The organism is Faunimonas pinastri, assembly GCF_900110915.1.
GTDB classification, from domain to species: domain Bacteria; phylum Pseudomonadota; class Alphaproteobacteria; order Rhizobiales; family Afifellaceae; genus Faunimonas; species Faunimonas pinastri.
Genome location: NZ_FOFG01000005.1, coordinates 177,353 through 201,439 on the forward strand (window position 1 = coordinate 177,353; position 24,087 = coordinate 201,439).

The following is a 24,087-nucleotide window of genomic DNA, read 5'->3' on the forward strand; positions in this document are numbered from 1 at the left end:
GCGGCGGGCGAGATCGGACGCCGCCGCCGGGTGAATCAGCGCCGCTCGTCGGGAGAACGCCAGGGGGTGCCGGAACCCCGGGAATCCGGGCCGGGGCGCTTCACGCGGAAATCCGTCTCGTCGAGGTCCAGCGTTTGCTGGCCGCCCGGGCGGAAAGGATCGGGAGCCCTGCCGCGCGGCCGCATCGCGCCGGCCGTACGAACGCGGATGCGGCTCGCGACGGCGCGGAACACCAGCGCGCGGGTGAAGGGGATCAGGATTGCGATCCCGAGAACGTCGGTGATGAAACCGGGGACCAGCAGCAGAACGCCGGCCAGCGCGCTGGTCATGCCGTCAAGAAGGGACGGGCCCGGAATGCGCCCGCCCGCGAGGTCGCTCCGCATGCGGCGGACGGTCATCAGGCCGTTATTGCGCAGGAGGATCGAACCGGCGAGCGCGGAGAGCACCACTAGAAGCAGCGTCGCGGCGATCCCGATATGGCGGCCGACGGCGATGAACACGGCGATCTCGGCCACGGGAAGAAACAGGATTGCAAGAGCGACAGGCATGTTAACGAGTGTTCGATCCCTGTAAGGTCATCCGGGGCGTGACTCTCTCCCGTTGGAACGGGTGGAGCGTATGCCTACATCTTCATGATATGGGTGCCCCGGGCGCAGGCGAAAGGTCCAGAGCGGGAATGAGCGGCTTCTTCGATGTCTACTCCATTATCTTTCTGGTGATCGCTGTCGTCATCTTTGTCCGGCTGGGCAGCGTGCTCGGCCGCCGTACAGGGAACGAGCCCGCGCCACGGCAGGACCAGAACTTCCGCCGAATGCCGGAATCGGGCCCGAATGCCCGGCCCGGCATGCGCAACGAACCGCGTAATGACAATGTCGTGATGCTGCCGACCGGGCGCAAGGACGTTGCGCCGGCCGACACGCTCGATCTGGCTGCGCTGGATCGCTTCGGACCGGGCTCCGCCGTCCACGAGGGGCTGGTCGCGGTCGCGCGCGCCTCCGGCCGCTTCGATGTGGACGAGTTCCTCGTCGGAGCCAGGAAGGCCTACGAGATGATCGTGATGGCCTTCGCGTCAGGTGATCGCGACACGTTGAAGGGCTTGCTGGCCGCCGACGTGTTCCAGGGCTTTTCCGCCGCGATCAACGAGCGGGAGAAGCAGGGGCACCACACCGAGCTCAGCCTGATCGGCGTCGACCAGCCGGAGATCAAGGCCGCGTCCCTGGAGGGCCGCGACACACGCATTTCGCTGCTCTTGACCAGCCATCTCGTCAGCGTGACGCGCGACGCACAGGGCGCCGTGATCGAGGGCGATCCCGACGACGTGCAGATCGTCCGAGATCTCTGGACCTTCTCGCGCGATATTCGCAGCCGCGATCCCAACTGGGCTCTTTCGGCTACCGAGAGCGCCTGAGTGCGGTCCAGCGTCTCGCGGCGATGATCTCTGCCAGGCCGGAAAAGACTGTTTCGCCGGGCGCGGACCTCCTGCGGCCGGTTCGGTTCGACACGCTTCCGGGTTGGGCGGAGGACGACCACGCCGCCGCCTACAGGGCTTTTCACCGGAGCGCCGAACGCGCGGTTATCGATCCGCCCAGCACAAAGGGGCTCGGCGTCGACGGCACGGATCTTGTCGCCATTGCTCGCCGCGCCCTGCAAACCGGTCCGACCCTTCTGGCGGAACAGGCTAGAGCCTTCTTCGAGCGCTGGTTCGCGCCGTTTTCGGTCGCCGAGCCGGGTTTCGTCACCGGCTATTACGAGCCGGAGGTCGATGCATCGGCCATCCGGACGCCGAATTTCCCCGTGCCGCTCTATTGCCGGCCGCCGGATCTGGTGAACGTTACCGACACCGATCGCCCGGCCGGTTGGGACCGGGAGATCCGCTTCGCCCGGCAGACGACGAACGGGCTGGAGATGTTCTCCGACCGGCGTGCGATCGAGGAAGGCGCTCTTGCCGGTCTCGACCTGGAGATTGCCTGGCTGCGCGATCCGGTGGATGCCTATTTCGTCCACATCCAGGGTTCCGCCCGCTTGTCCCTGCAGGATGGCCGGTTGCTGCGCGTCAGCTTCGCCGGCAAATCGGGCCACGCCTATACATCGATCGGCAAGCTGGCGATCGCACGCGGTCTGCTGCTGGAGGACAAGGCCGACAAGTCGGGGCTCGAAGCGTGGCTTCGGACCTATCCGGACCGGGCGCGCGACCTTATGCGCGAGAACCGGTCCTTCATCTTCTTCGCGGTCAACGACGGTCTTGCCCCCTCCGATGGTCCGCTCGGTGCTGCCGGCGTGTCGCTGACGCCCGGTCGGAGCTTGGCCGTGGACCGGATGCTCGGAACCTTCCATACCCCTGTCTTTGTCACCGTGTCCGGCGTCGCCGATCCGGAGCGGACGGAGAAGCCGTTCCGCCGGCTGATGATCGCACAGGATACGGGATCCGCCATCGTCGGCCCCTCGCGCGGGGATCTGTTCTTCGGCTCCGGTGACGCGGCCGGTCGGCAGGCAGGCCGCGTCCGCCATGCTGCGGAAATGGTTCTGCTCGTGCCCCGTCCGGGACCGGCCACATGAAGCGCCGGCTGTCGAACGAGGAGCGGGAACTCTGGGACCGCGTGCGCCAGAGCGCCAAACCCCTTCTCCGGTCCGGCACCCGACGCCTGAAGCCGGCGTTGGCTGCCCCGGTGGCAGAGGTTGTTCCGGAAGCCGTCGCTGCCCGCTCCGAGAAGGTGGAAGCGGCAGCCAAACCGCCGCAAAGGCCGGTGGGAAGCAGGCCCAAGGCCTATTCGCCGCCGCTGCCCTCCATGGCGGCGTTGGAAACAAAGGCGCGCCGCCGGCTTGCACGCGGCCAGACCGGCGTCGACCGCCGCATCGACCTCCATGGCATGACGCAGGCGCAGGCTCATTCCGCGCTGATCGGTTTCCTGCATCTCGCGCGCGGCAACGGGGATCGGCTTGTGCTGGTGATTACCGGCAAGGGCCGGGAGGACGACGCGGATCGCGGCGTGCTTCGCCGGAGCGTTCCGCATTGGCTTTCGCAGCCGGAACTGCGCAGGCTGGTGCTGGGCTTCGAGGAAGCGTCCCGGCGCCATGGCGGCGCGGGGGCGCTTTACGTTCGTTTGCGCCGGCGGAGCGACTAGCTGGCGTAGCGCCCGTTGCCGCCGCCGTAATAATTGACGTAACGGGCATTCATCGCGGAAACCGGCATGATGATCATGACGTCGGTCGTGCCGAACTGGTGATCCACGACGGCGCCATCGCCGATATAGGCGCCGATGCGGAGATAACCCTTGATCAGCGGCGGCAACGCTCGCATCGCCTGCTTCATGTCGATCGCCTCGGCCGGCATGCGGTTCATATCGACATAAAGGTGGTCGTGGGCACGAACGTCCCAGGCCTCCGGCGGCCGGGCATTGTGATGCAGGAAGCTCAGGGGCAAGGCGAGCTTGTCCGGATCGGTGCCTTCCAGGCTGGCGCAGCCGATCATCACGTCCACGCCGTGCATCAGCACGTAAGCCCAGATGCCGTGCCACAGGAGTTCCACCGTCCGCTTGTCGCGGTACGGCTTCAACACGCAGGAGCGGCCGAGTTCCAGGAAGTTCAGGTGGTCGTGACGCTCCAGAAGCGGGCTGATGTCGTATTCACCGGCGGTGTAGAAGCCGCCATTCGCCTCCGCGATCTCCTGACGCAACATGCGGTACGTGCCGACGATGCCGGCTTTGTTGCGCATGAAAGGTCGCTTCGGGGCGGATTGGTCGACCACCAGCAGATGATCGCAGATGAGGTCGAAGGGATCGACGTCACGGCGAATCAGTTCCGCCTCGGGGGAGGCGATCGCGGACATTTCCTCGTAAAAGACATTGTAGCGCAGCGCCTGCGACCGCCGGACTTCGGCGGCGGTACGGGCCAGCCGAACTTCGAGATCGCCAATATGGCCGAGCGCGGCGAGATGCTGGTTGGCACGCCACGGCGCGCGATTTCCGCGCCTGAAAGGCCGAATGCCGAAACCGGGCCTGTCGATCATGCCCGGCGTAAAGCGCCGGACCAGATGTCGGGGAGACAGGCGGGCAAGTTCCATCTTAGTCATCTCCGGACGATTTCCCTCCGTCGGATGGGAACTCCTTTACATCATCCGCGTTTGCAAACCTAGCATGACAAAGGAGGCGCTACGCGAGCGCCCTTTCGGCTGACGTCATGCGGTATCCCAGAGCCTCCGCGATATGCACCCGTCCGACCGATGGAAGCCCGTCGAGATCGGCGAGCGTGCGCGCGACCTTCAGAATGCGATGATAACCCCGGGCCGATAGCTTCATGCTTTCGGCGGCATCCGCCAGCAGGCGTCCGCCGGCCGCGTCCGGTTGCGCGACCTTCTCGATCAGATCCGGCGTCGCCTGCGCATTGCAGCGGATATCCGGCATGTCGAGCGCGGCGTATCGGGCGGTCTGGACCGCGCGCGCGACGGCCACTCGCTCCGCCACTTCCGCGCTGGTTTCGCCGATGGACGGACGGATCAGGTCTACCGCCGTGACCGCCGGCACCTCGATACGGATATCGATGCGGTCGAGGAACGGACCGGAAATCCGCCCCTGGTAATCGGAAGCGCAGCGCGCCCCCCGGGCGCAGCTGTGGCCCGGCTCGCCGGCGCGACCGCACTTGCAGGGGTTCATCGCGGCGATCAGCTGGAACTTGGCGGGATACGACACGCGATGATTCGCCCGCGCGATGACGGCCTCGCCAGTTTCCAGCGGCTGGCGCAGCGAATCCAGAACCGCCGGCGCGAACTCCGGCAATTCGTCCAAAAAGAGCACGCCGTGATGGGCGAGCGACACTTCGCCCGGGCGCGCCCGAAGCCCACCACCCACCAGCGCCGCCATGGAGGCGGAATGGTGGGGCGCGCGGAACGGACGCCGGTCGGACAACCGCCCCTCCGACAGGGCACCGGCAATGGAAGCCACCATGGAAACTTCGAGCAGCTCGCGCGGCACGAGCGGCGGAAGGATGGAGGGCAGGCGGCTCGCCAGCATGGATTTGCCGGCGCCCGGCGGCCCCATCATCAGCATGTTATGGCCGCCGGCGGCCGCGATCTCCAGCGCCCGCTTGGCGCTTTCCTGTCCCTTGATGTCGCGCATGTCGGGCAGGCCGGAGGCCGGTTCGCGGAGCGCCGGAGCCGGACGGGACAGCAGCTGCGTGCCGCGGAAATGATTGGCGAGGCCTATAAGGTTCTCGGGCGCGAGGATCGACATGTCGCCGCTGGCCCAGGCCGCTTCCGCGCCGCAGGCGGCCGGGCAGATCAGCCCCTTGCCCAGTCCGTTGGCGCCGATCGCCGCTGGCAGGACGCCGGCGACCTCGGTGATCCGGCCATCAAGCGCCAGTTCGCCCAGCACCACCTGATCGGCAACCGCATCGGCCCCGACCGCACCCATCGCGACCATGACGCCCAGCGCGATCGGCAGGTCGTAATGGCTGCCTTCCTTGGGCAGGTCCGCCGGGGCGAGATTCACGGTGATGCGCTTGGGGGGCAGGGCCAGCCCGGAGGCATGCAGCGCCGCATGGACGCGCTCCCGGCTTTCCGCCACGGCCTTGTCGGCCAGACCCACGATGTTGAAGACCGGCTTGCCCGGCGCGATCAGCACCTGCACGTCCACCGGGATAGCCTCGATGCCCTGAAAGGCGACCGTCGTAACTCTCGCGACCATCACGCCCCCGCGCGGTCTCCCCTGATGAAGGAGAACGTAGAGGGAACTCTCGCAACAGGCAAGAACAGAAAGGAAACGCGGTTCAGATCCCGCGCTTCTCCTCGATCACGTCCCAGAGCATGGCCGAAATATCCGGCCCGCCGAAGCGGCGCACCTCGCGCACGCCCGTGGGGGAGGTCACGTTGATCTCCGTCATCACGCCGCCGATGATGTCGATGCCGACCAGCAGGAAGCCGCGCTTCTTCAGCTCCGGCCCGATGCGCTCGCAGATCTCGCGATCGCGGTCCGTCAGCTCCGAGGCGACCGCCTGGCCCCCGGCATGCATGTTGGAGCGGGCGTCGCCCTCGGCCGGCACGCGGTTGATGGCGGCGACGCCTTCGCCGTTGACGAGGATCACGCGCTTGTCGCCCTGGCGCACGGCCGGGAGATAGCGCTGCACGACAAGCGGCTCGCGCGAGTGGAGCGTGAACATTTCCAGCAGCGAGGACATGTTCTCGTCGCCTTCCCGGATGCGGAAGACGCCGGCGCCACCATTGCCGTAGAGCGGCTTCAGGATGATGTCGCCGAACTCGGCGCGGAATTCGCGGATCGTCTGAGGATCGGCGGTGATCAGCGTTTCCGGCATCAGATCGGGGAAGAGGGTGACGAAGATCTTCTCCGGGGCGTTCCGCACTTCGGCCGGGTCGTTGACCACCAGCGTCTTCGGGTGGATGCGCTCCAGCATGTGGGTGGCGGAAATGTAGCCCATGTCGAAGGGCGGATCCTGCCGCATCAGCACCACGTCGGCCTCCGACAGGTCCATGGAGTGCATCGGGCCGAGTTCGAAGTGCCTGCCGACCTCGTCGGTGACCACGACCGGCTCGACGCGGGCGGAAACGACGCCGTTGCGCATGGCCAGCGTGTTGGTCGTGTAATGCAGCAGTTCGTGGCCGCGCAGCTGGGCTTCCAGCATCAGCGCGAAGGTCGTATCGCCGCGAATGCTGATGCCGGAAATATGGTCCATCTGGACCGCAACCTTGAGTGCCATGCCTGCCTCGTCCGAACCTGCGGGAACGACCGGAGCGCTGCGGCCCGGCCTTCGTGTCGCGGAAGGGTTAAACGCACCGCTCCGGCTAGGCAATCACCCCGAGCCAATCGCCCTCCAGGCATAGCCCCGAAGCCTTCGCCCCAAGCTGTCCCCCCAAGCCGTCTCCGAAGAGCAATAGGCGTCAGGCGAAAGCGTTGCGGAGGTGGACGGGCAGGCGCCAGGGCACGATGAGCACCATGTCGAAGCGAAGCGACAGGTTGGCTGCGCGAGGATGGCGCGCCAGCCAGAGGTCGGCGGCCGCGCCGATGCGTCGTTCGGCCGTCCGGTCCACCGCCTCCAGGGCTTGCGTCACCGTGGGACGCGCCTTCACCTCGACGAAGACGATCGTCCGGCCGCGGCGGGCCACGAGATCGATCTCGCCGGAGGGTGTGCGATAGCGCCGGGCGAGAAGCTTGTACCCCTTGGCCGCAAGAAAGACGGCGGCGATCAGCTCGGCGGCGTGTCCCTTGCGGTAGGCGGCGCCGCGTCTCGTTCGGCCCGGATCAGGCATCGCCGGACGACTTCAGGGCGAGGGCACGCTGGTAGAGATCGCGGCGCGATAGGCCCGTCTTCTCCGCGACCTTATCGGCGGCGTCGCGAACCCGCATGGTCGCGAGCGCTTCACGCAGCATTGCGTCCATGTCGTCCCCGGCGATCTCGGCCCGCTCGGAGGAAGGCGGCGCGATGAGCACGACGATCTCGCCTCTCGCGGGCCCGTCGGCATAACGTTCGGCGAGGACGGACAGCGTGCCGCGATCGAAAGTCTCGTGCAGCTTGGTCATTTCGCGGCACACCACGGCCTCGCGGTCCGGCCCGAGCTCGGCCACGGCATCGGCGAGCAACGCGCCGACGCGGTTCGGCGATTCCAGCAGCACCAGCGTGGCGGGCACCTTGCCCAGTTCGGCGAGGCGGCTTCGGCGCGCCTTCTCCTTGTTGGGCAGGAAACCGGCGAAGAGAAAAGCGTCGGTCGGCAAGCCGCCGGCGGAGAGCGCCGTCAGCACGGAAGAGGCGCCTGGAATGGGGACCACCTTGTGCCCGGCGGCCAGGACCTCCTTCACCAGCGGATAACCGGGGTCGGAAACCAGCGGGGTGCCGGCGTCGGAGACAAGCGCGACGGCCTTGCCCTGGCCGAGGCGCTCGACGATGCGCTCCGCCACGCGCGGGCCGCTATGGTCGTGAAAGGCGGTGGTTTCCGCCTGGATGCCGTAGCGCTGCAGGAGCTTGCGGGTGACGCGCGTATCCTCGCAGGCGACGAGATCGGCTCCGGCGAGCGTATCCAGCGCGCGGATCGTGATATCGGCGAGGTGACCCACGGGCGTCGCCACGATGTAAAGCGCGGGCTCCAGCGACGGGGCCGAGAGCGCCTGGCCCCGGATGAAATAATCGCGCCCGCTCCGCTCGTGCGCTTCGGGCATCTCGTTTTCGGTTTTCATCCCGGCACCATGCTCCGGCTTGCCGCTCCGGGCAATTCTCCATAGGTTTTGTCGAGGCGCGAATATGCCTGCTCGAATGAATCCGGGAGAGCGAATTGAGCATCAGGGCAGTCCAGCAGGCCGGACGCAAGCGAGGCGGCGCATTCTTGACGCTGGCGGCTGCCTTGCTGCTTGCCGCCTGCACGCAGAGCCGGCCGACGCCTCCGCCCGTGGCGGCGTTGCCGACAACCGTGGCACCCACGGCTTCCGCAGGGGCGGATGTTGCACGTGAAACACTGGGCTCCGGCGATGTGCACGTCGCCATGCTCCTGCCGAAGAGGGGCAGCGGCAATGCGGCCGCAACCGGCACGGCATTCCGCAACGCCGCCGATCTCGCGATGCGGGATTTCCCGAACAGCGGCATCCAGCTCACCATCTACGACGATGGCGGAACGGCGCTGGGCGCCTCCGCCGCCATGGATGCGGCGCTGGCGGATCACTCCGGCATCGTGCTGGGACCGGTCTTCGGGGCGTCCGTGCCGACGGTGGCGGCCAAGGCGCGCACGGCCGGAGTGCCGGTCGTTGCCTTTTCTTCCGACGCCAGCGTGGCGGGGCAGGGCGTTTATCTGCTGAGCTTCCTGCCGTCGGAGGACATCCGCCGAATCGTCACCTACGCCGCCAGCCAGGGAAAGAAATCCTTCGCCGCGCTGCTGCCGAGCTCCGCCTATGGTTCGGTCGTGGAAGCGGCGCTGCGGCAGACGGCCGGCAATGTCGGCGCCCGCGTGATCGCCATCGACCATTACAGCCCCGATGGGTCCGACCTGCAGGCCAAGGCGCAGGCGATGGCCGCCCAGGCCTCGCAATACGACGCGCTGCTGATCCCGGACAGCGGCGACTTCGCCCCCCGGATCGCGAGCGTGCTGGCAAATGCGGGCGTGCGGCCGGGGCAGGTTCAGCTTCTCGGCAGCGGCCAGTGGGACGATCCGCGCGTCCTCAGCAACGCGGCGCTCGCGGGTGCGTGGTATCCCGCGCCCACCAAGCAGGGCTTCGAGACCTTCGCCTCGAAATACCAGGCCGCCTTCGGCTCCCAGCCGCCGCGTAACGCGACGCTCGCTTATGACGGGACGGTGCTTGCCGCCGGTCTCGTCCGCCGCTTCGGCCCGGATCATTTCGACAGCACGACGCTCACCAATCCCAACGGCTTCGTCGGAGTGGATGGCGTGTTCCGCTTCGTGAACGGTGGCACGACGGAGCGGGCGCTGGCGATCTATCAGGTGACGGGCACGGGATCGCAGGTGGTCTCGCCCGCGGCACGAGGCTTCGGCGGCAATAGCTGAGCGGCCCCTGCCGGGCCGCCACCTAGGCTGTAGACTCATAAGCGCGGAGCCATAGTCGCATTGAGGCGAGCTGGACCATAGCGAGGAAGTTGGCGGCGAGCTTGTCGTAGCGGGTTGCGACACGGCGGAAGTGCTTCAGCTTGGAGAAGAACCGCTCGATCAGGTTGCGTTCGCGGTATAGCCGCTTGCTGAAGCACGGCTTCCAGCGCCGATTGCTTTTGGGCGGGATGTTGGGCGTGGCACCCTGGTCTTGGATCAGCTCGCGGATGCGGTCGGCGTCGTAAGCCTTGTCCGCAAGCACGATGGTGCGCGGGCCAAGGTGATCGAGCAGGCTGTCTACGATCTGACCGTCGTGCGTCTGCCCTGCGGGGAGGGCGAGCCGGACCGGGAGGCCCTGCGCATCGACGACGACGTGGATCTTGGTCGTGAGCCCGCCTCGGCTTCGACCGAGACAATGATCTGGACCCCCCTTTTTGCCGTCGCAGCCTGCTGGTGCGCGCGGATAGCGTTCATCAGCCGGTCCCACACGCCCGCCTTCCGCCATCGCACGAAGCGGTTATAGCAGGTGGTGCGGGGGCCGTAGCGATCAGGCAGGTCGCGCCACGGCGCACCTGATCGCAGCACCCAGAAGATGCCATTCAGCACTCGGCGATCATCGACGCGCGGCACGCCCCGCGGTTTGTTGGGCAAGAGCGGCGCGATCACGCGCCATTCGAAGTCGGTCAGATCATATCGGCTCATGCCGACGCTGAATCACGTCTGGGCAGGTAGCGAAAGTCCGCCCGCTCGATCTACGATCGAAAACGAAGGACTGCCGCCGCTCAACATGTCCATACACGTATCGCCGGTGACAAACTGATAGTGAGCTACCGGTCCAAAGACGTACTTCCATGCCTCCGACTGATGGCGCGCAAATCGCGCTCCGTCCAACCGATAAGCGAAATGCTCGGGCACCAAGCCCTCCTTCGGTGTCTCGTCTTCTTCGGTGCTCAGCGGCAGCTCGTCCAGCAGGCGAACAATGCAGGGGCGATGGAACGAGACCCGAAGCAGATGTGCCTCATCATCAGCCATGCTGAAATCTGCGCTTATGCCATTGATCTGCCACTGAAAGGCGACAAGATCGCTGCCGCTTGCTTTGAGCGGAACGCCCGCATCCAGTGGTTCATATCTAGGCATTTTGCCACACTGCCGCACGATGCTGCCCGTCGCAACCAGACCGGGTCGGCGGGATCAGTTTATGGGTTCACGACCTAGGTCGCGAGTTCGGCGATGACGGCGTTCAGCACCAGCCAGCCGGCGGAGGTGACGCGGACGCGGTCGTTGCCGACGCGCTCCACCAGTCCGTCCCGGACGAGATATTCGAACCGGTCGGGATCGAAGGAACGTCCGCTCAGCGCGTGATAGCGCGAGACGGATATTCCTTCGCGCAGCCGCAGCCCCATCAGCAGCATCTCGTCGGCGACTTCGTCGCGGCCCAGCACATCATCGGCGATGGTGCCGTGGCCGTCGGCTTCCACGGCCGCCAGCCACGCCTCGGGATTTCGCTCCGCAATGGTCGCGTGCTTGACCTTGCGCTCGGTGATGCGGCCATGCGCGCCGGGTCCGGAGCCGACATAGTCGTTATAGCGCCAATAAGTCATGTTATGGCGGCTTTCCGCGCCGGGCGCGGCGTGGTTGGAGATCTCGTAGGCCGGCAGGCCGTGCTTGGCCGTGATCTCCTGCGTCAGCGAATAGAAGTCCGCCGCAAGATCCTCGTCGGGCACGACGAGCTTGCCCGCCGCGTGCAGCGCGTGGAACGGCGTGCCTTCCTCGATGGTGAGCTGGTAGAGCGAGAGATGATCGGCGGCCATGCCGATCGCCTCTTCCAGCTCCGTCGCCCAGCCGGCCAGCGTCTGGTCGGGCCGGGTATAGATCAGGTCGAAGGAGAGGCGGGGGAAGATCTCGCGGGCGAGCCCGATGGCACGGCGCGCCGTGGCCGCGTCGTGAAGGCGACCGAGCCGCTTGAGGTCGTGGTCGTGCAGCGACTGCACGCCGAGGGAGACGCGGTTGACACCCGCCGCGCGATAACCGCGAAAGCGATCGGCCTCGACGCTGGTCGGGTTGGCTTCCAGCGTGATCTCGGCATCGGGCGACACCGTCCAGAGCCGCGCGACCGTATCGAGCAGGGTGCCGACCGTCTCGGGTTCCATCAGCGAGGGCGTGCCGCCGCCGAGAAAGATGCTGCTGACCTCGCGGCCCGGCGTCCGGGCGGCGAAGTGCTCCAGCTCGCGCACGAAGGCGCGGGCGTAGCGCGCCTGATCTACTGGTTGATGCCGAACATGCGAGTTGAAGTCGCAATAGGGGCACTTGGCCGCGCAGAACGGCCAATGCAGGTAGATGCCGAAGGCCGTCCCGGTCTCCGGCAGGCGCGCCGCTTCGGTCATCGAGGCTCTTGCTGCGGAGCGTTCGGCTGCAGGCAGGCTTCGGCGAAGGCCTTGAAGGCGCGGGCGCGATGGGAGAGCGCGCTTGCCTCCCCGGGCTTCCAGCCGTGCTTTTCCTCCGCGCTCATCTCCCCGAACGTGCGGTCGTGGCCTTCCGGCTGGAACATCGGATCGTAGCCGAAGCCCTCGGTGCCGCGCGGCGGCCAGGCGAGCGTGCCGCGGACGACGCCCTTGAAGGTTTCCACCGCGCCGCCCGGAAGCGCCAGCGCGATGACGGAGACGAACTCCGCGCCGCGCTCTGCCGGCGTCTTCGCGCCCGCTGCCTGTACGGCTTCCTCGATGTTGCGCATGGCCTGCGCGAAATCCTTTGAGGGACCGGCGAAGCGGGCGGAATAGATGCCGGGCTCGCCGCCCATGGCATCGACGCAGATGCCGGAATCGTCGGCGATCGCCGGCATGCCCGAAGCCTGGCAGGCGGCGACCGCCTTCAGGATCGCGTTCTCCTCGAAGGTGGTGCCGGTTTCTTCCGGCTCCGGCAAACCGAGTTCGCCGGCGGAACGGACGTCGAAGCCATAGGGGCCGAGGAGATCCACGATCTCGCGGATCTTGCCCGCGTTATGGCTGGCGACGACGAGGGGGCCCGGCTGGAGGTGAACGCTGGTCGTCATGGCCTCAGCTCACCGCCATCTTCTGCAGGTCGACGAGGCGGCCGATGCCCTTGCGGGCCAGTCCGAGCAGCTGGTTGAACTCGTCCTCGCTGAAGGGCGTGCCCTCGGCGGTGGCCTGCACTTCCACGAGGCCGCCCTTGCCGGTGATCACGAAGTTGGCGTCCGTGCCGGCCTGCGAATCCTCGGCATAGTCGAGATCGAGCACAGGCTCGCTTTGATGGATGCCGCAGGAGATCGCGGCGACATGATCGACCAGCACGTTGTCGCCCACCATGTTGCGGGCCCGCATCCAGGCCAGCGCATCGTGCAGCGCCACCCAGGCACCGGTGATGGACGCGGTCCGCGTGCCGCCATCCGCCTGGATCACGTCGCAATCCACCGTGATCTGCTTCTCGCCGAGCGCCTTCAGGTCCACGACGGCGCGAAGCGAGCGGCCGATCAGACGCTGGATCTCATGCGTGCGGCCGCCCTGCCGGCCCTGTGCGGCCTCGCGGCGCATGCGCTCGTTGGTGGAGCGGGGGAGCATGCCGTATTCCGCCGTCACCCAGCCCTTGCCGCCGCCGCGCAGCCAGCCCGGAACGCCTTCCGAAAGGCTTGCCGTGCACAGCACCTGCGTGTCGCCGAAGCGAACCAGGCAGGACCCCTCCGCGTGTTTGGAAACAGCGCGCTCCAGAGATACGGATCGCAGCTCGTCGGGCGCCCTTTTGGACGGTCTCATTCATTGGCTCCTTGGAATTGAGCGTCTGTTACGCCGCGTCGGGGCCGCGGTAAAGCGCTGCGTCTTGCCATCCTGCCCCGATCTCCCGATATTCCGAACCTGAAGCCATGGAGTTATGTCCCATCGATGCCCGCCGACAGCCTCGCTGCTCTTGACGATCGTTCCCGGGAAATATTCAGGCGAATTGTCGAATCCTACCTGGAAACCGGCTCGCCCGTCGGTTCCCGCAACCTCAGCCGCATTCTCGCGACCGCGCTGTCGCCGGCCTCCGTCCGCAATGTCATGGCGGATCTGGAACATATGGGGCTGATCTACGCCCCGCACACCAGCGCCGGTCGCTTGCCGACGGAACTGGGGCTGCGCTTCTTCATCGATTCCCTGATGCAGGTCGGCGATCTCGGCGGCGACGAGCGCAAGCGCATCGAGAACGAGGTCATGGCGCAGGGGCGGCGCTCCGGCGTGGAAACGCTTTTGACCGAAGCCAGCCAGATGCTCTCCGGCCTTTCGCATGGCGCGGGCGTCGTGCTGGCCGCCAAGCAGGACGTGCGGCTGAAGCATGTGGAGTTCGTGCGCATCGAGCCGACCCGCGCGCTGGTCGTGCTGGTCGGCGAGCAGGGTTCGGTGGAGAACCGCATCATCGAGGTCCCGCGCGAGCTGCCGACGTCGGCGATGACGGAAGCGTCGAATTACCTGAACGCCCATGTCCTCGGCCGCACGCTGACGGAAGCGCGGGTGGAACTGCAACGGCTCCGCGACGTGCGCCGGCGCGAGATCGACGAGCTTTCCGAAAAGATGATCGCCGCGGGCTTCGCCACGTGGTCCGGCCCGCGCGAGGATGCGAACACGCTGATCGTGCGCGGCATGTCGAACCTGATCGGCGACGTGCGCGCGCTGGACGATCTGGAGCGCATCCGCCTGCTCTTCGACGATCTGGAAAGCAAGACGGACCTGATCCAGCTTCTGGGGCTGGCGGAGCAGGGGGAGGGCGTGCGGATCTTCATCGGATCGGAGAACAAGCTCTTCTCGCTTTCCGGATCCTCGCTGGTGGTGGCGCCGTTCCGCGACGGCGGCGATCAGATCGTCGGCGTCCTGGGCGTGATCGGACCGACGCGGCTCAACTATGCCCGCGTGGTGCCGGCGGTCGACTACACGGCGCAGCTTATCAGCCAGTTTCTCAGTCATTCCCGACGATGAAGAGCACCCATACGCAAGGCGCGTGCTTGATTTCCGCCGCTTGAGTCTCGATATCGGGCGCAAAGTCAAAACCTGGGGCACAGAGAGATGACGTCCACGGAAGACAAGAACACCGACGTTCACGCCGCCACCGCGGCGACCGACGGTGAAGCCAAGCACGCTGCCGCCGAGGATATCGCCAGGCAGCACCAGACCTACGATAGCGCGGAAGACGAAACCCAGGGCGACGACTTCGCCGGGGAGATCGCTCGCCTGGAAGCGGAAAAGGCCGACCTGACGGACCGCCTCGTCCGCACGGTCGCCGAGATGGAGAACCTCCGTCGGCGCACCGAGCGCGATGTTGCCGACGCGCGGCGCTATGCCGTGACCAAGTTCGCCGGCGACATGCTGACGGTCGGCGACAATCTTCGCCGGGCGCTGGAGGCTCTTCCGGCCGACACGCGCTCCGCTGCCGACGAGGGCCTCAAGGCGCTGCTCGACGGCGTGGAGATGACGGCGCGCGAGCTCGACCGTACGCTCGCCAAGCACGGCATCCAGGTCATCGCCGCGGAAGGCGAGCGGTTCGACCCGAACCGGCACCAGGCCATGTTCGAGATCCCGAACGCCGATGTGCCGAATGGCACGGTGATGCAGGTGATGCAGGCCGGATACACGATCGGCGACCGCGTGCTGCGCGCCGCCATGGTCGGCGTTTCGCGCGGCGGACCCAAGGCCGACGCTGCCGGTGGAGCGAAGGACCAGAGCGCGGCGGCCCAGAGCTGAGCCTGTCAGGCTCGGCCAATCGAATCGATTCCGGCGATCAGGAACATGGTCCCATGTTCCTGATCCGTACCGGAATTCATCGACTGTAGAGTACAGATCAGGAACTAGTGCCAACACCTTGATGAACAAGGTGGGATTTCGTGAACAGGCGGTGACAATCCACAGCCTGTCCACAGCTTGTGCAGGACGTTGCTAGCTGCGCAGCGTGCCGCCCGTCGCCTTCTCCACGGCCGCGACGACGGCCTTGGTCACGCCTTCGATTTCCTCGTCCGTCAGCGTGCGATCACGCGGCTGCAGCGTCACCTCGATCGCGACGGACTTGCGGCCTTCGCCCAGCGACGCACCCTCGAACACGTCGAAAACGACTGCATCGGTGATGAGCGCCTTGTCGGCGCCCCTGGCGGCGCGGGCGATCTGGTCGGCCGTGACTGTCGTTTCCACCGCGAAGGCGAAATCGCGCGTTACGGCTTGCAGGTCGGAAGCGTTCAGCGCCGGGCGCGCGGTGCGGGTGGACTTCGGCAGTGGGATCGCGTCGAGATCCACCTCGAAGGCGACCAGCGGGCCGGTCACGTCCAGGGCATCCAGCACGCGGGGATGGATCTCGCCGAAGGTGGCGAGGCGGTTCTTCGGCCCGAGCATCAGCGAGCCGACGCGACCGGGATGGTACCAGGACGGACCTTCGGCGACGATCTGCAGCCGGTCGATCGGCGCGCCGGCCGCTTGCAAAACGGCGAGCGCATCCGCCTTGGCATCGAACACGTCATAGGCGCGGGGCTTGGCTTCCCAGTGCCGCGGGCCGGTGTCGCCACGGCGCACGCCGGTGACGTTGATGCGCTCGTCCTTCGGACGGTCGCCGCCATAGACCTGGCCCGCCTCGAAGAGGGAGACGTTGGCAAAGCCGCGCGCCACGTTGCGGCCCACGGCCGCGATCAGGTTCGGCACCAGCGAGGGCCGCATGTCGGTCAGTTCCGACGAGATCGGATTGGCGAGCTGCAGCCCGGTCTGGCCGCCGCCGAAGAGTTCGGCGCGGGGCGTGGACAGGAAGGACCAGGTCACCGCCTCGTTCATGCCACGCGCGGCGAGCGTGCGGGCGGCCAGGAAGCGGCGGCGCTGCGCGGTATTGATGCGCCGGCCGGTGACTGTTTCCAGACGCGGCAGCGGCAGGCTCTCGATGTTGTCGAGGCCGTGGACGCGGATCACCTCTTCCACGAGATCCGCCTCGCCATCGACATCCGGCCGCCACGAGGGCACGCCGACATCGAGCCGGTCGCCGGCCTCATCGACCGTGAAGCCGAGGGCGCGGAGAATGCGGACCTGCTCGTCGGCCGGCACGTCGACGCCGGCCAGCGTCTTCGTGCGTTCCAGCCGCAGCGAATAACGCGCATCGCGAACGGGTGCTTCCCCGGCGATCACCAGCTCGGAAGCCTCGCCGCCGCACAGATCCAGGATCATCCGCGTGGCGATCTCGGCGCCGGCCTGCGTGAAGGCCGGATCGATGCCGCGCTCGAAGCGGTAGCGCGCATCGGAATGGATGCCGAGCTTGCGGCCGGTTTCAGCCGTGCGGATCGGGTCGAAATAGGCGGCTTCCAGGAAGACCGTCGTGGTCTCGTCCGAGCAGCCGGAAGCTTCGCCGCCCATGATGCCGCCGAGGCTTTCCACGCCATTCCCGCGATCGTCGTCGGCAATCACCGTCATGCCGGGGTGCAGCATGTAGAGCTTGCCGTTCAGCGCCTGCAGCGGCTCGATCGGTGTGGCGGAGCGCACGGTCAGCCTGGTGCCCGCGAGCTTGTCGGCATCGAAGACATGCAGCGGCCTGCCATAGGCGAAGGTCATGTAGTTCGTGATGTCGACCAGCGCCGAGATCGGGCGGAGGCCGATGGCGCGAAGCCGCTTCTGCATCCAGTCCGGCGAGGGGCCGTTCTTGACGCCGCGAATGGTCCGGCCGACGAAATGCGGGCAGGGCTTGTTGTCGCCGCCGAAGGAGAGTTCCACCGAGATCGGGCTGGCGAACGTACCGGCCACGGGTTCGGCGGCAATCGGCTTCAGCGTGCCGATGCCCTTGGCCGCGAGGTCGCGGGCGATCCCGTAGACGCCGAGCGCATCCGGCCGGTTCGGCGTCACGCCGACATCGATCACCGGATCGTCGAGGCCGATCCATGCCGCATAGGAGGCGCCGACGGGCGCGTCTTCGGGCAGGTCGATGATGCCGTTATGCTCCTCGGAAAGCAGGAGTTCCCGCTCCGAGCACATCATGCCGTTGGATTCCACGCCACGGATCACGCCGACCTTCAGGGTCGTGTCGATGCCGGGAACATAGGTGCCGGGCGGGGCGAAGACGGTCTTCATGCCGGCCCGCGCGTTGGGTGCGCCGCAGACCACCTGCAACGGCTCGCCGGAGCCGGTATCCACCTTGCAGACGCGGAGCCGGTCGGCATTCGGGTGCTGCACGGCTTCCAGCACATGGACGATGGTGAAGGGACGCAGCGCCTCGGCCGGGTTCTGGATCTCTTCCAGCTCCAGGCCCAGATGCGTCAGCGCCTCGGCAATGTCGGCGGCGGAAGCGTCGGTGTCGAGGTGGTCCTTCAGCCAGGACAGGGTGAACTTCATGTCGTCAGTCCTTCGGCGAGGCTCGGCATCGCGACGCTGGAGAAGCCGTAATGGCGCAGCCAGCGGAGATCGGCCTCGAAAAATGCGCGGAGATCGGGGATGCCGTATTTCAGCATGGCGATGCGGTCGATGCCCATGCCGAAGGCGAAGCCCTGCACCTTGTCCGGATCGAGGCCGCCGGCGCGGATCACGTTGGGGTGCACCATGCCGGAGCCCAGAATCTCAAGCCAGCTGTCGCCGACGCCGATCTTCAGTTCCCCGCCTTCCCACGAGCAGCCGATATCCACTTCCATCGACGGCTCGGTGAAGGGGAAATAGGATGGACGGAAGCGCATCTTCACTTCGTCCACCTCGAAGAAGGCCTTGCAGAAGGCCTCCAGCGTGCCCTTCAGGTTGGCGAGGCTCGCCGTCTCGTCGATGACGAGGCCTTCCACCTGGTGGAACATCGGCGTGTGCGTCTGGTCGGAATCCGAGCGGAAGGTGCGGCCGGGCGCGATGATGCGGATCGGCGGCTTGGTCCCTTCCATGGTGCGGATCTGCACCGGCGAAGTGTGCGTGCGCAACACCATGCGCGAGCCGTCTTCCTTCTCGCGAAGGTAGAAGGTGTCGTGCTCCTGCCGGGCGGGATGCTCCGGCGGGATGTTCAGCGCGCCGAAATTGTACCAGTCGGTCTCGATATGCGGGCCTTCGGCCACCGAGAAACCCATGTCGCCGAAGATCGCGATCACCTCTTCCATCACCTGCGTGACGGGATGGATGGTGCCAAAGCTCTCCGGCCGCGCGGGGAGGGTGACGTCGACACGCTCGGTGCGCAGCCGCTCCTCCAGCGCCGCCTCGCGCAGGATCCCACGCTGGGCTTCCAGCGCGCGGGTCACGCGGTCCTTGAGGCCGTTCAGCGCCGGACCGGCTTCCTTGCGCTCTTCCGGGCTCATCGTGCCCAGGCTCTTCATGCGCTCGGAGATCCAGCCCTTCTTGCCGAGCGCGCCGAGGCGGACGGCTTCCAGCCCGCGCTCGTCCTCGGCCGCGGCGACGGCGCCCAGGATTTCCTGTTCCAGTTCCTCAAGATCGGTCATTGCAATGCCTGTGCTCGCCCGGCGGGGCGCAATCCTGGCTGCCTTTTAGCAGACCGAACGCGGAGCGGAAGAGCGGGAATCGGCCCGTGTGACCCTCCGGCGAGCGGAATTCCGGCCTTCACCCTCGTTATCGGGCCCCCTTGCCGGGAGAGAACCGGCACCATAGGGATGCGGGCGTCAGGAGATCAGACCTTGCCCAAGAAGAAGATGCGCGAGCGGCCGAAGTGGCGGAGCTGGATCCCGACAGGGCGGGAGTTCCGCTTCAAGGTGTTTTCCGGGCTGACGGCGACGCTGCCGGCGCTGGCGGAACGCTTCAACGCCTATGCCACAACGCTGACGGTGGAAGACGCGGCCGACGAGATCCTCGACGAAGCGGTCATCGAAACCGACGTGACGCTGCCGGACGAAACGGTGGCCGCGATCGGCGAGCACTTCGCGCTGGAGCGGAAGTTTCACCGCGAGATCGCCCGCACGGGCAAGGTGAGCTGGACGCTCGCCGCCGCGAAGGGCCTCGCCGTCCTCGGTCATACCGGCACGGTCGTCAGCCCGGCCCGCCGCGCCAAGGTCGCCGATCGCGGCACCCGCAACACGATGCTGTGGCGCCGCCTCGTGGATCGTCCGATCAAGGGCGATTGCCTGCCGCTTCTGGGCCTGCGCAAGGGCCACAAGCATTACTACAAGTTCCACGCGGAAACGGCGGCGCAGCTCGTCACCTTTCTCCGGCGCGACCATCGGCCGGGGCAGAGCCTGAAGGTGCTGGTGCGCCCGGATCTGACGAAGTACCAGCGCGCCTTCTTCGCAGCCGTGGAGAAGGCGCATCCCGGCGTGGAGGTGGTGACCGTGGGCGACGGCGAACGCGCCCTGCCTGAACGCACGCTTTTCTATCGCTACCGCATCAACTCGCTGATGCGCAGTCCGCCGACGCCGGAGATCCTCGGCGACATCGAGGCGCTCTATCGCGACGAATACGGCCTCGGCCCGGCTCGCAACGAGGGGCGACGCATCTATATCAGCCGCCGCGACGTGCGCCTGCGCAGCCTCGCCAACGAGCCGGAACTGCTGGCGGAACTTGCAAAGCGCGGCTTCGAGGTGATCTGCCCGTCGGACCTCTCGCACCGCGAGCAGGTGGAGCTCTTTTCGTCGGCCGACCTGGTGGTCGCGACGCACGGGGCGGCGCTCACCAACATCATGTTCATGCCGCCGGGCTCCCGCGTGCTGGAGATGTTCAACGGCAGCCACATGATCAGCCCCTACATCTGGATGGCGGCGCTGAAGGGCGTGGCCCATGATTTCGTGGTCGGCAGCGAGGGCGACGGCACCGAACGCTTCGAGATCGACGTGGCCGAAGTCACGCGCCGGCTCGACCGCACGGACGTTTGAACCGGCGCTGAACCGGCGTGGCGCCTGGGCCGGGCTAGCTCTGGCAGCGCCCGATCAACTCCGCCAGCGAAGCGTGTGCTCCTTCAGCGGATTGACGAAGGCGCGGCCGTTCGCCTGCGCGCTCATCCACTCGTCCTTGAGCCGCATCCACCAGCGCGCCTGCGTATCGGCGTCGTTGATCAGCATCAGCTTCGGCTGCGTCTTCAGTCCCTCGCGCTGCTGCACCACAACGTCGCGGTCCTGCCTGACGAAGACGCGCATGAAGTGCCGGGCGATCGGCGCCACCGGCGAAAGCCAGCCGATCGACGACCAGAAGATCTGCGAGACGATCGTCTCCTCGTCGGTGGTCGGCGTGATGGAGGTCAACCCCACCACCCAGTGCTTGTCGCCGCGGATGTGCTCGATCCGGTAGCCCGGCAGCATGTAGCTGATCTCGGTGGAAACGTTGTCGCCCAGAAGGCGCTTGTAGATGACGTTCTGCGGCGGGATGCGGTGCCGCTTCATGCGAAAGCCGAAGGGCGAGGGCTCAAAGGCCTTTTCCTTGGGCCGCAGCTTGGAGGCATCCTTCTTGAACCACCAGGACGTGTGCACGAAGGCCGCGTGGGTCGGGTCCATCAGCCCGAAGGCGGCATGGTCGGCCGAGCAGGGGAAGTCCATCGCCACGGCCGCCTTGGGCACCTCGCCGAACGGGATGTCGGGAAGCGCCGGCGGCTCCGGCGTCTCGCTTGCGGAAGGATCCTCCCCGGCCTGGGAAACGTAGACCCAGATCAGGCCGTAGCGCTCGATTGCCGGATAGCTTGAGCAGCGGATCTTGGAGAGGTCGATCTGCTGGCCCTCGCGCATGGAGGGAATGTCCACGCAGGTGCCGTCGGAGCCGAAGCGCCAGCCGTGGTAGCAGCACTGCACCGTGTCGCCCTGCACCGAGCCGTAGCGGAGCGGAATGCCGCGATGGGGACAGGTGTCGCGCATGGCGAAGACCTCGCCGGAGGTGCCGCGTGCCAAGAGCACCGGCTCGCCGGCGAGCGTCATGCCCTTCAGCGCGCCCGTCTTCAGCGATGCACCCTCGGCCGCCATGTACCAGCAGCCCTTCAGGAGCTCGGCCTTCAGTCCCTGCATCGCCCGTTCTCCACGATCGTTCCGGCTCCATTGAGCGATCCCGGGCCGGCGGGTCAAGTCAAGGCTGCGGCAACGCCGGTGGCGGCAAATGCCCGCGGCAACCGTGTCGCACCCCAGGCGGCCCAGGGCGGAGGAACAAGCGCGCGGCAGCCGGCGTTCGCCCCGTGGTCCGAATTATCCCGCGCCGCACCGGGCCGTTGCGGCACATCCAACCCAGGTTGCGCATGCTCTCGATCTTCCGGTCAACAGCCCTTGTGCTGATGCTCTGCTGCGGCGGCTGTTCCGCCGCCGATCTCGTGAATGCCGCGACAAGCCGCAGCGGCTACGAGGTGCAGCATCAGGCCTATGCGCCGGGCCCGCGCCACGGGCTCGACCTCTATGTTCCGGACACGGTGGCGCCCGATGCGCCGGTTGTCGTCTTCATCTATGGCGGTGGTTGGGTTTCCGGGGACAAGCAAACATACCTCTTCGCCGGCCAGGCCTTCGCTTCGCGCGGCTACATCACCGCCGTGCCGGACTACCGCGTCTACCCCGAGGTCCGTTTCCCGGATTTCATGGACGACGCGGCCGAGGCGGTCGCCTGGGTGGCGCAGCACGAGAAGACGCCGGACGGCAAGCCCCGGCCGATCATCCTGGTCGGCCATTCCGCCGGCGCGCAGATCGCCATGCTGCTGGCGCTCGACAAGCATTATCTCGCCCGGCAGGAAACGCCGGTCTGCAATACGGTAATGGGCGTGGTGGGGATGGCCGGGCCATACGATTTCCTGCCGCTCAAGCAGGAGCGCTACAAGAAGGTGTTCCCCGAGAAGACGCGGCCCGCCAGCCAGGCGATCGCCTTCGCCTCGCGGGACGAACCGCCGGTGCTGCTGCAGGCCGGCACGGGCGACACCACGGTCGATCCCGGCAACAGCCGCCGTCTCGCAGATCGCATCCGCGAAAAGGGCGGTCGGGTGGAGTTGAAGGAGTACAAGGGCGTGGGCCACGCCGAGTTGGTGGGCACGCTCGCCGCCCCGCTCCGCCATGTCGCCCCCACGCTGGACGACATCGACGCCTTCATCAAGGCGCAGGCGGGCAAGTCCGCTCCGTTCTGTCGCTGATCTGTCGCTGAAACCTCGGTCGGAAACAGAAAAAGGCGGCCGAAGCCGCCTTTCTCATCAATCAGCGAAAGCGCCGGCTCAGCCGATTACGGCCTCGTATTCGCCGGTGGTGGCCTCCTTGAGGTAGGCCAGAGCCGTCTTCGCCTGCTCGGCGATGGCGGCGAAAGCGGCGGGCTCGTGGATCGCGATATCCGAGAGCACCTTGCGGTCGACCTCGATGCCGGCCTTGTTCAGGCCGTCGATCAGGCGGCCGTAGCTCAGGCCATGCTCGCGGGCGGCGGCGTTGATGCGCTGGATCCACAGGGCGCGGAAGTTGCGCTTGCGATTGCGGCGGTCGCGGTAGGCGTACTGGTTCGCCTTTTCCACAGCCTGCTTGGCAATGCGGATGGTGTTCTTGCGACGGCCGTAAAAGCCCTTCGCCTGCTTCAGAACTTTTTTGTGCTTGGCGTGAGCCGTCACGCCTCTTTTGACACGTGCCATGGTGCGGTCTCCTCGGCCTTAGTTGTAGGGCATGAATTTGCGGACGATCCGGGCATCCGGCTCGGCGAGCACGGTGGTGCCGCGCGCCTTTCGGATGAACTTGGTGGTCCGCTTGATCATGCCGTGCCGCTTGCCGGCCTGGCCCGCCTTCACGTGTCCCGATCCCGTGAACTTGAAGCGCTTTTTAGCGCCCGACTTCGTCTTCATCTTGGGCATTCTGCTCTCCTTGAAACGCGACAAGGCCCCGCTGGAACGGAGCCGCCGCATCGCCGCTCTGAATTGAGCATTCTGGATCGCCACGGCATGCCCTTGTCCGGACAAGCGGAAGCTCGCACCTCTGCCAGTCCTTGGCCGGGCGATCCGAGGCGGCTCCTATAGCCCGGACGGCGCCCGCACGCAAGCAGCCGGCCTGCGGAAACCGGTCGCCGTACCGCTTTCCTGGGCGCAAAAGTCGGGCAGGGCAACACAGCGGTTGCACAGGCGCCGAACCTGTGGCATTGACGCGCCCGATCCACCCGATCAGCGCTGCGGTAGCTCAGTGGTAGAGCACTCCCTTGGTAAGGGAGAGGTCGAGAGTTCAATCCTCTCTCGCAGCACCAGTCTTTCCCCTGTTGGCATTAGCGGCTTAGTGCATCAGCAGTCCCGTTTTCCCAAGCATGGGGAGGGGCGAAGCTGCATTGTTCTTTTCGGCGGGGAACGGGGGCGCGTTCAAGGGGGCTTGTTCGCCGTCTGAGGTGAAAAAAGCGACGCCGCCCAGAGGATGAGAACGCCGGCTGACATCGTTGGTCGCTGACCTCTCCCTCCCCTAAGGCAATGTTGCAGGACGCGCTTTCAACGAGCGCTCTGAGGCCTGCCCGCCACAGGCCGCAAGTTGCGCATTCCGACGTTTTCGAATCTGCCGCGCTTCTCTCCGGCGATCGATCCGCGAATAGTCCGATCGCCCACAAGATGCCAATCGGATCGGCGAAATCTTCAGGCGGCGGTGCGCCAGCCTGAGCGCCTCAGAAATTCCCAAGCCGGGCGGTCCAAAGTCGAGGCGCACGTCGAAAGGCCGTTCATTAAGGTCAGGCGAATCGTTG

At 66.7% G+C, this 24,087-nt stretch carries 24 protein-coding genes and 1 tRNA gene; 9 read left to right on the top strand and 16 right to left on the bottom strand.

Annotated features, from left to right (window positions below):
- Positions 1-35 precede the first annotated feature (35 nt).
- Positions 36-548, bottom strand: coding sequence for an FxsA family protein (locus tag BMY25_RS09035; protein WP_092496306.1), 513 nt, complete (start codon positions 546-548; stop codon positions 36-38).
- Positions 549-676: 128 nt separating this feature from the next.
- Here BMY25_RS09035 and BMY25_RS09040 point away from each other — a divergent pair, with 128 nt between their 5' ends.
- Genes BMY25_RS09040 through BMY25_RS09050 form a run of 3 tightly spaced genes read left to right on the top strand, consistent with a single transcriptional unit; the run spans position 677 to position 3,122 of the window.
- Positions 677-1,408: a Tim44/TimA family putative adaptor protein gene (locus BMY25_RS09040; protein ID WP_092496307.1), complete on the top strand. Its 732-nt coding sequence runs from the start codon at positions 677-679 to the stop codon at positions 1,406-1,408.
- Positions 1,409-1,431: 23 nt separating this feature from the next.
- Positions 1,432-2,556, top strand: a complete 1,125-nt coding sequence (gene mltA / locus BMY25_RS09045; RefSeq protein ID WP_092496308.1) for a murein transglycosylase A — start codon at positions 1,432-1,434, stop codon at positions 2,554-2,556.
- The gene (locus BMY25_RS09050) at positions 2,553-3,122 is read left to right on the top strand and encodes a Smr/MutS family protein (protein WP_092496309.1); all 570 of its coding nucleotides are present in this window, start codon (positions 2,553-2,555) and stop codon (positions 3,120-3,122) included. Before mltA ends, BMY25_RS09050 begins: the two co-directional genes overlap by 4 nt.
- On the opposite strand, the gene olsB is transcribed toward BMY25_RS09050, so the two are convergent.
- From olsB to rsmI, 5 genes are all read right to left on the bottom strand, one after another.
- Positions 3,119-4,060 (bottom strand): l-ornithine N(alpha)-acyltransferase, encoded by a 942-nt coding sequence (gene olsB, locus BMY25_RS09055; RefSeq protein ID WP_238858236.1) that lies wholly within the window; start codon positions 4,058-4,060, stop codon positions 3,119-3,121. The two genes, BMY25_RS09050 and olsB, sit on opposite strands and share 4 nt — an antisense overlap.
- Positions 4,061-4,148: 88 nt before the next feature.
- Positions 4,149-5,678, bottom strand: coding sequence for a YifB family Mg chelatase-like AAA ATPase (locus BMY25_RS09060; protein WP_092496311.1), 1,530 nt, complete (start codon positions 5,676-5,678; stop codon positions 4,149-4,151).
- 82 nt (positions 5,679-5,760) lie between these two features.
- A complete protein-coding gene (gene gshB, locus BMY25_RS09065; RefSeq protein WP_092496312.1) occupies positions 5,761-6,705 on the bottom strand; it encodes a glutathione synthase in 945 nt (314 codons plus the stop codon).
- A gap of 181 nt (positions 6,706-6,886) precedes the next feature.
- The gene (locus BMY25_RS09070; RefSeq protein WP_092496313.1) at positions 6,887-7,255 is read right to left on the bottom strand and encodes a YraN family protein; all 369 of its coding nucleotides are present in this window, start codon (positions 7,253-7,255) and stop codon (positions 6,887-6,889) included.
- Positions 7,248-8,177 (bottom strand): 16S rRNA (cytidine(1402)-2'-O)-methyltransferase, encoded by a 930-nt coding sequence (rsmI, locus tag BMY25_RS09075; RefSeq protein WP_092496314.1) that lies wholly within the window; start codon positions 8,175-8,177, stop codon positions 7,248-7,250. Before rsmI ends, BMY25_RS09070 begins: the two co-directional genes overlap by 8 nt.
- A 95-nt stretch (positions 8,178-8,272) precedes the next feature.
- Between rsmI and BMY25_RS09080 the strand changes: the two genes are divergently transcribed.
- On the top strand, positions 8,273-9,493 hold the full coding sequence (locus BMY25_RS09080) for a penicillin-binding protein activator (protein WP_092496315.1): 1,221 nt from the start codon (positions 8,273-8,275) through the stop codon (positions 9,491-9,493).
- Between the two features lie 22 nt (positions 9,494-9,515).
- Here BMY25_RS09080 and BMY25_RS09085 read toward each other — a convergent pair.
- The 5 genes from BMY25_RS09085 to rph form a co-directional block, all read right to left on the bottom strand.
- A protein-coding gene (locus tag BMY25_RS09085) for an IS5 family transposase (RefSeq protein ID WP_238858237.1) occupies positions 9,516-10,234 on the bottom strand; the annotation gives its coding sequence in 2 pieces (ribosomal slippage) (positions 9,516-9,935 and positions 9,938-10,234; 717 coding nt in all).
- Positions 10,235-10,246: 12 nt separating this feature from the next.
- Positions 10,247-10,669 (bottom strand): hypothetical protein, encoded by a 423-nt coding sequence (locus tag BMY25_RS09090; protein ID WP_177176793.1) that lies wholly within the window; start codon positions 10,667-10,669, stop codon positions 10,247-10,249.
- A 74-nt stretch (positions 10,670-10,743) separates the two neighbouring features.
- The gene (gene hemW, locus BMY25_RS09095; RefSeq protein ID WP_092496317.1) at positions 10,744-11,916 is read right to left on the bottom strand and encodes a radical SAM family heme chaperone HemW; all 1,173 of its coding nucleotides are present in this window, start codon (positions 11,914-11,916) and stop codon (positions 10,744-10,746) included.
- Complete coding sequence (rdgB, locus tag BMY25_RS09100; RefSeq protein ID WP_092496318.1) at positions 11,913-12,581, bottom strand: RdgB/HAM1 family non-canonical purine NTP pyrophosphatase; 669 nt, start codon at positions 12,579-12,581, stop codon at positions 11,913-11,915. The genes hemW and rdgB overlap by 4 nt, the downstream gene beginning before the upstream one ends.
- A gap of 4 nt (positions 12,582-12,585) precedes the next feature.
- Complete coding sequence (rph, locus tag BMY25_RS09105) at positions 12,586-13,299, bottom strand: ribonuclease PH (RefSeq protein ID WP_092496319.1); 714 nt, start codon at positions 13,297-13,299, stop codon at positions 12,586-12,588.
- Positions 13,300-13,425: 126 nt separating this feature from the next.
- Here rph and hrcA point away from each other — a divergent pair, with 126 nt between their 5' ends.
- Together hrcA and grpE are read left to right on the top strand one after the other, a co-directional pair.
- On the top strand, positions 13,426-14,493 hold the full coding sequence (hrcA, locus tag BMY25_RS09110) for a heat-inducible transcriptional repressor HrcA (RefSeq protein WP_092496320.1): 1,068 nt from the start codon (positions 13,426-13,428) through the stop codon (positions 14,491-14,493).
- 87 nt (positions 14,494-14,580) lie between these two features.
- A complete protein-coding gene (gene grpE / locus BMY25_RS09115; protein WP_092496321.1) occupies positions 14,581-15,255 on the top strand; it encodes a nucleotide exchange factor GrpE in 675 nt (224 codons plus the stop codon).
- 192 nt (positions 15,256-15,447) lie between these two features.
- Here the strand turns inward: grpE and pheT are convergent, their stop codons facing one another.
- On the bottom strand, positions 15,448-17,862 hold the full coding sequence (gene pheT / locus BMY25_RS09120) for a phenylalanine--tRNA ligase subunit beta (protein WP_092496322.1): 2,415 nt from the start codon (positions 17,860-17,862) through the stop codon (positions 15,448-15,450).
- A complete protein-coding gene (pheS, locus tag BMY25_RS09125) occupies positions 17,859-18,935 on the bottom strand; it encodes a phenylalanine--tRNA ligase subunit alpha (RefSeq protein WP_092496323.1) in 1,077 nt (358 codons plus the stop codon). Before pheS ends, pheT begins: the two co-directional genes overlap by 4 nt.
- 192 nt (positions 18,936-19,127) lie before the next feature.
- Between pheS and BMY25_RS09130 the strand changes: the two genes are divergently transcribed.
- Positions 19,128-20,315: a glycosyltransferase family 61 protein gene (locus BMY25_RS09130; RefSeq protein ID WP_177176794.1), complete on the top strand. Its 1,188-nt coding sequence runs from the start codon at positions 19,128-19,130 to the stop codon at positions 20,313-20,315.
- 54 nt (positions 20,316-20,369) lie between these two features.
- Here the strand turns inward: BMY25_RS09130 and BMY25_RS09135 are convergent, their stop codons facing one another.
- A complete protein-coding gene (locus BMY25_RS09135) occupies positions 20,370-21,431 on the bottom strand; it encodes an aromatic ring-hydroxylating oxygenase subunit alpha (RefSeq protein ID WP_092496325.1) in 1,062 nt (353 codons plus the stop codon).
- Between the two features lie 224 nt (positions 21,432-21,655).
- Between BMY25_RS09135 and BMY25_RS09140 the strand changes: the two genes are divergently transcribed.
- Positions 21,656-22,528, top strand: coding sequence for an alpha/beta hydrolase (locus BMY25_RS09140; RefSeq protein WP_092496326.1), 873 nt, complete (start codon positions 21,656-21,658; stop codon positions 22,526-22,528).
- Between the two features lie 78 nt (positions 22,529-22,606).
- Here BMY25_RS09140 and rplT read toward each other — a convergent pair whose 3' ends face one another.
- Complete coding sequence (rplT, locus tag BMY25_RS09145) at positions 22,607-23,008, bottom strand: 50S ribosomal protein L20 (protein WP_092496327.1); 402 nt, start codon at positions 23,006-23,008, stop codon at positions 22,607-22,609.
- A gap of 18 nt (positions 23,009-23,026) precedes the next feature.
- The gene (rpmI, locus tag BMY25_RS09150) at positions 23,027-23,224 is read right to left on the bottom strand and encodes a 50S ribosomal protein L35 (protein ID WP_092496328.1); all 198 of its coding nucleotides are present in this window, start codon (positions 23,222-23,224) and stop codon (positions 23,027-23,029) included.
- Between the two features lie 308 nt (positions 23,225-23,532).
- Between rpmI and BMY25_RS09155 the strand changes: the two genes are divergently transcribed.
- Positions 23,533-23,607, top strand: a tRNA-Thr gene (locus BMY25_RS09155).
- Positions 23,608-24,087: the final 480 nt, after the last annotated feature.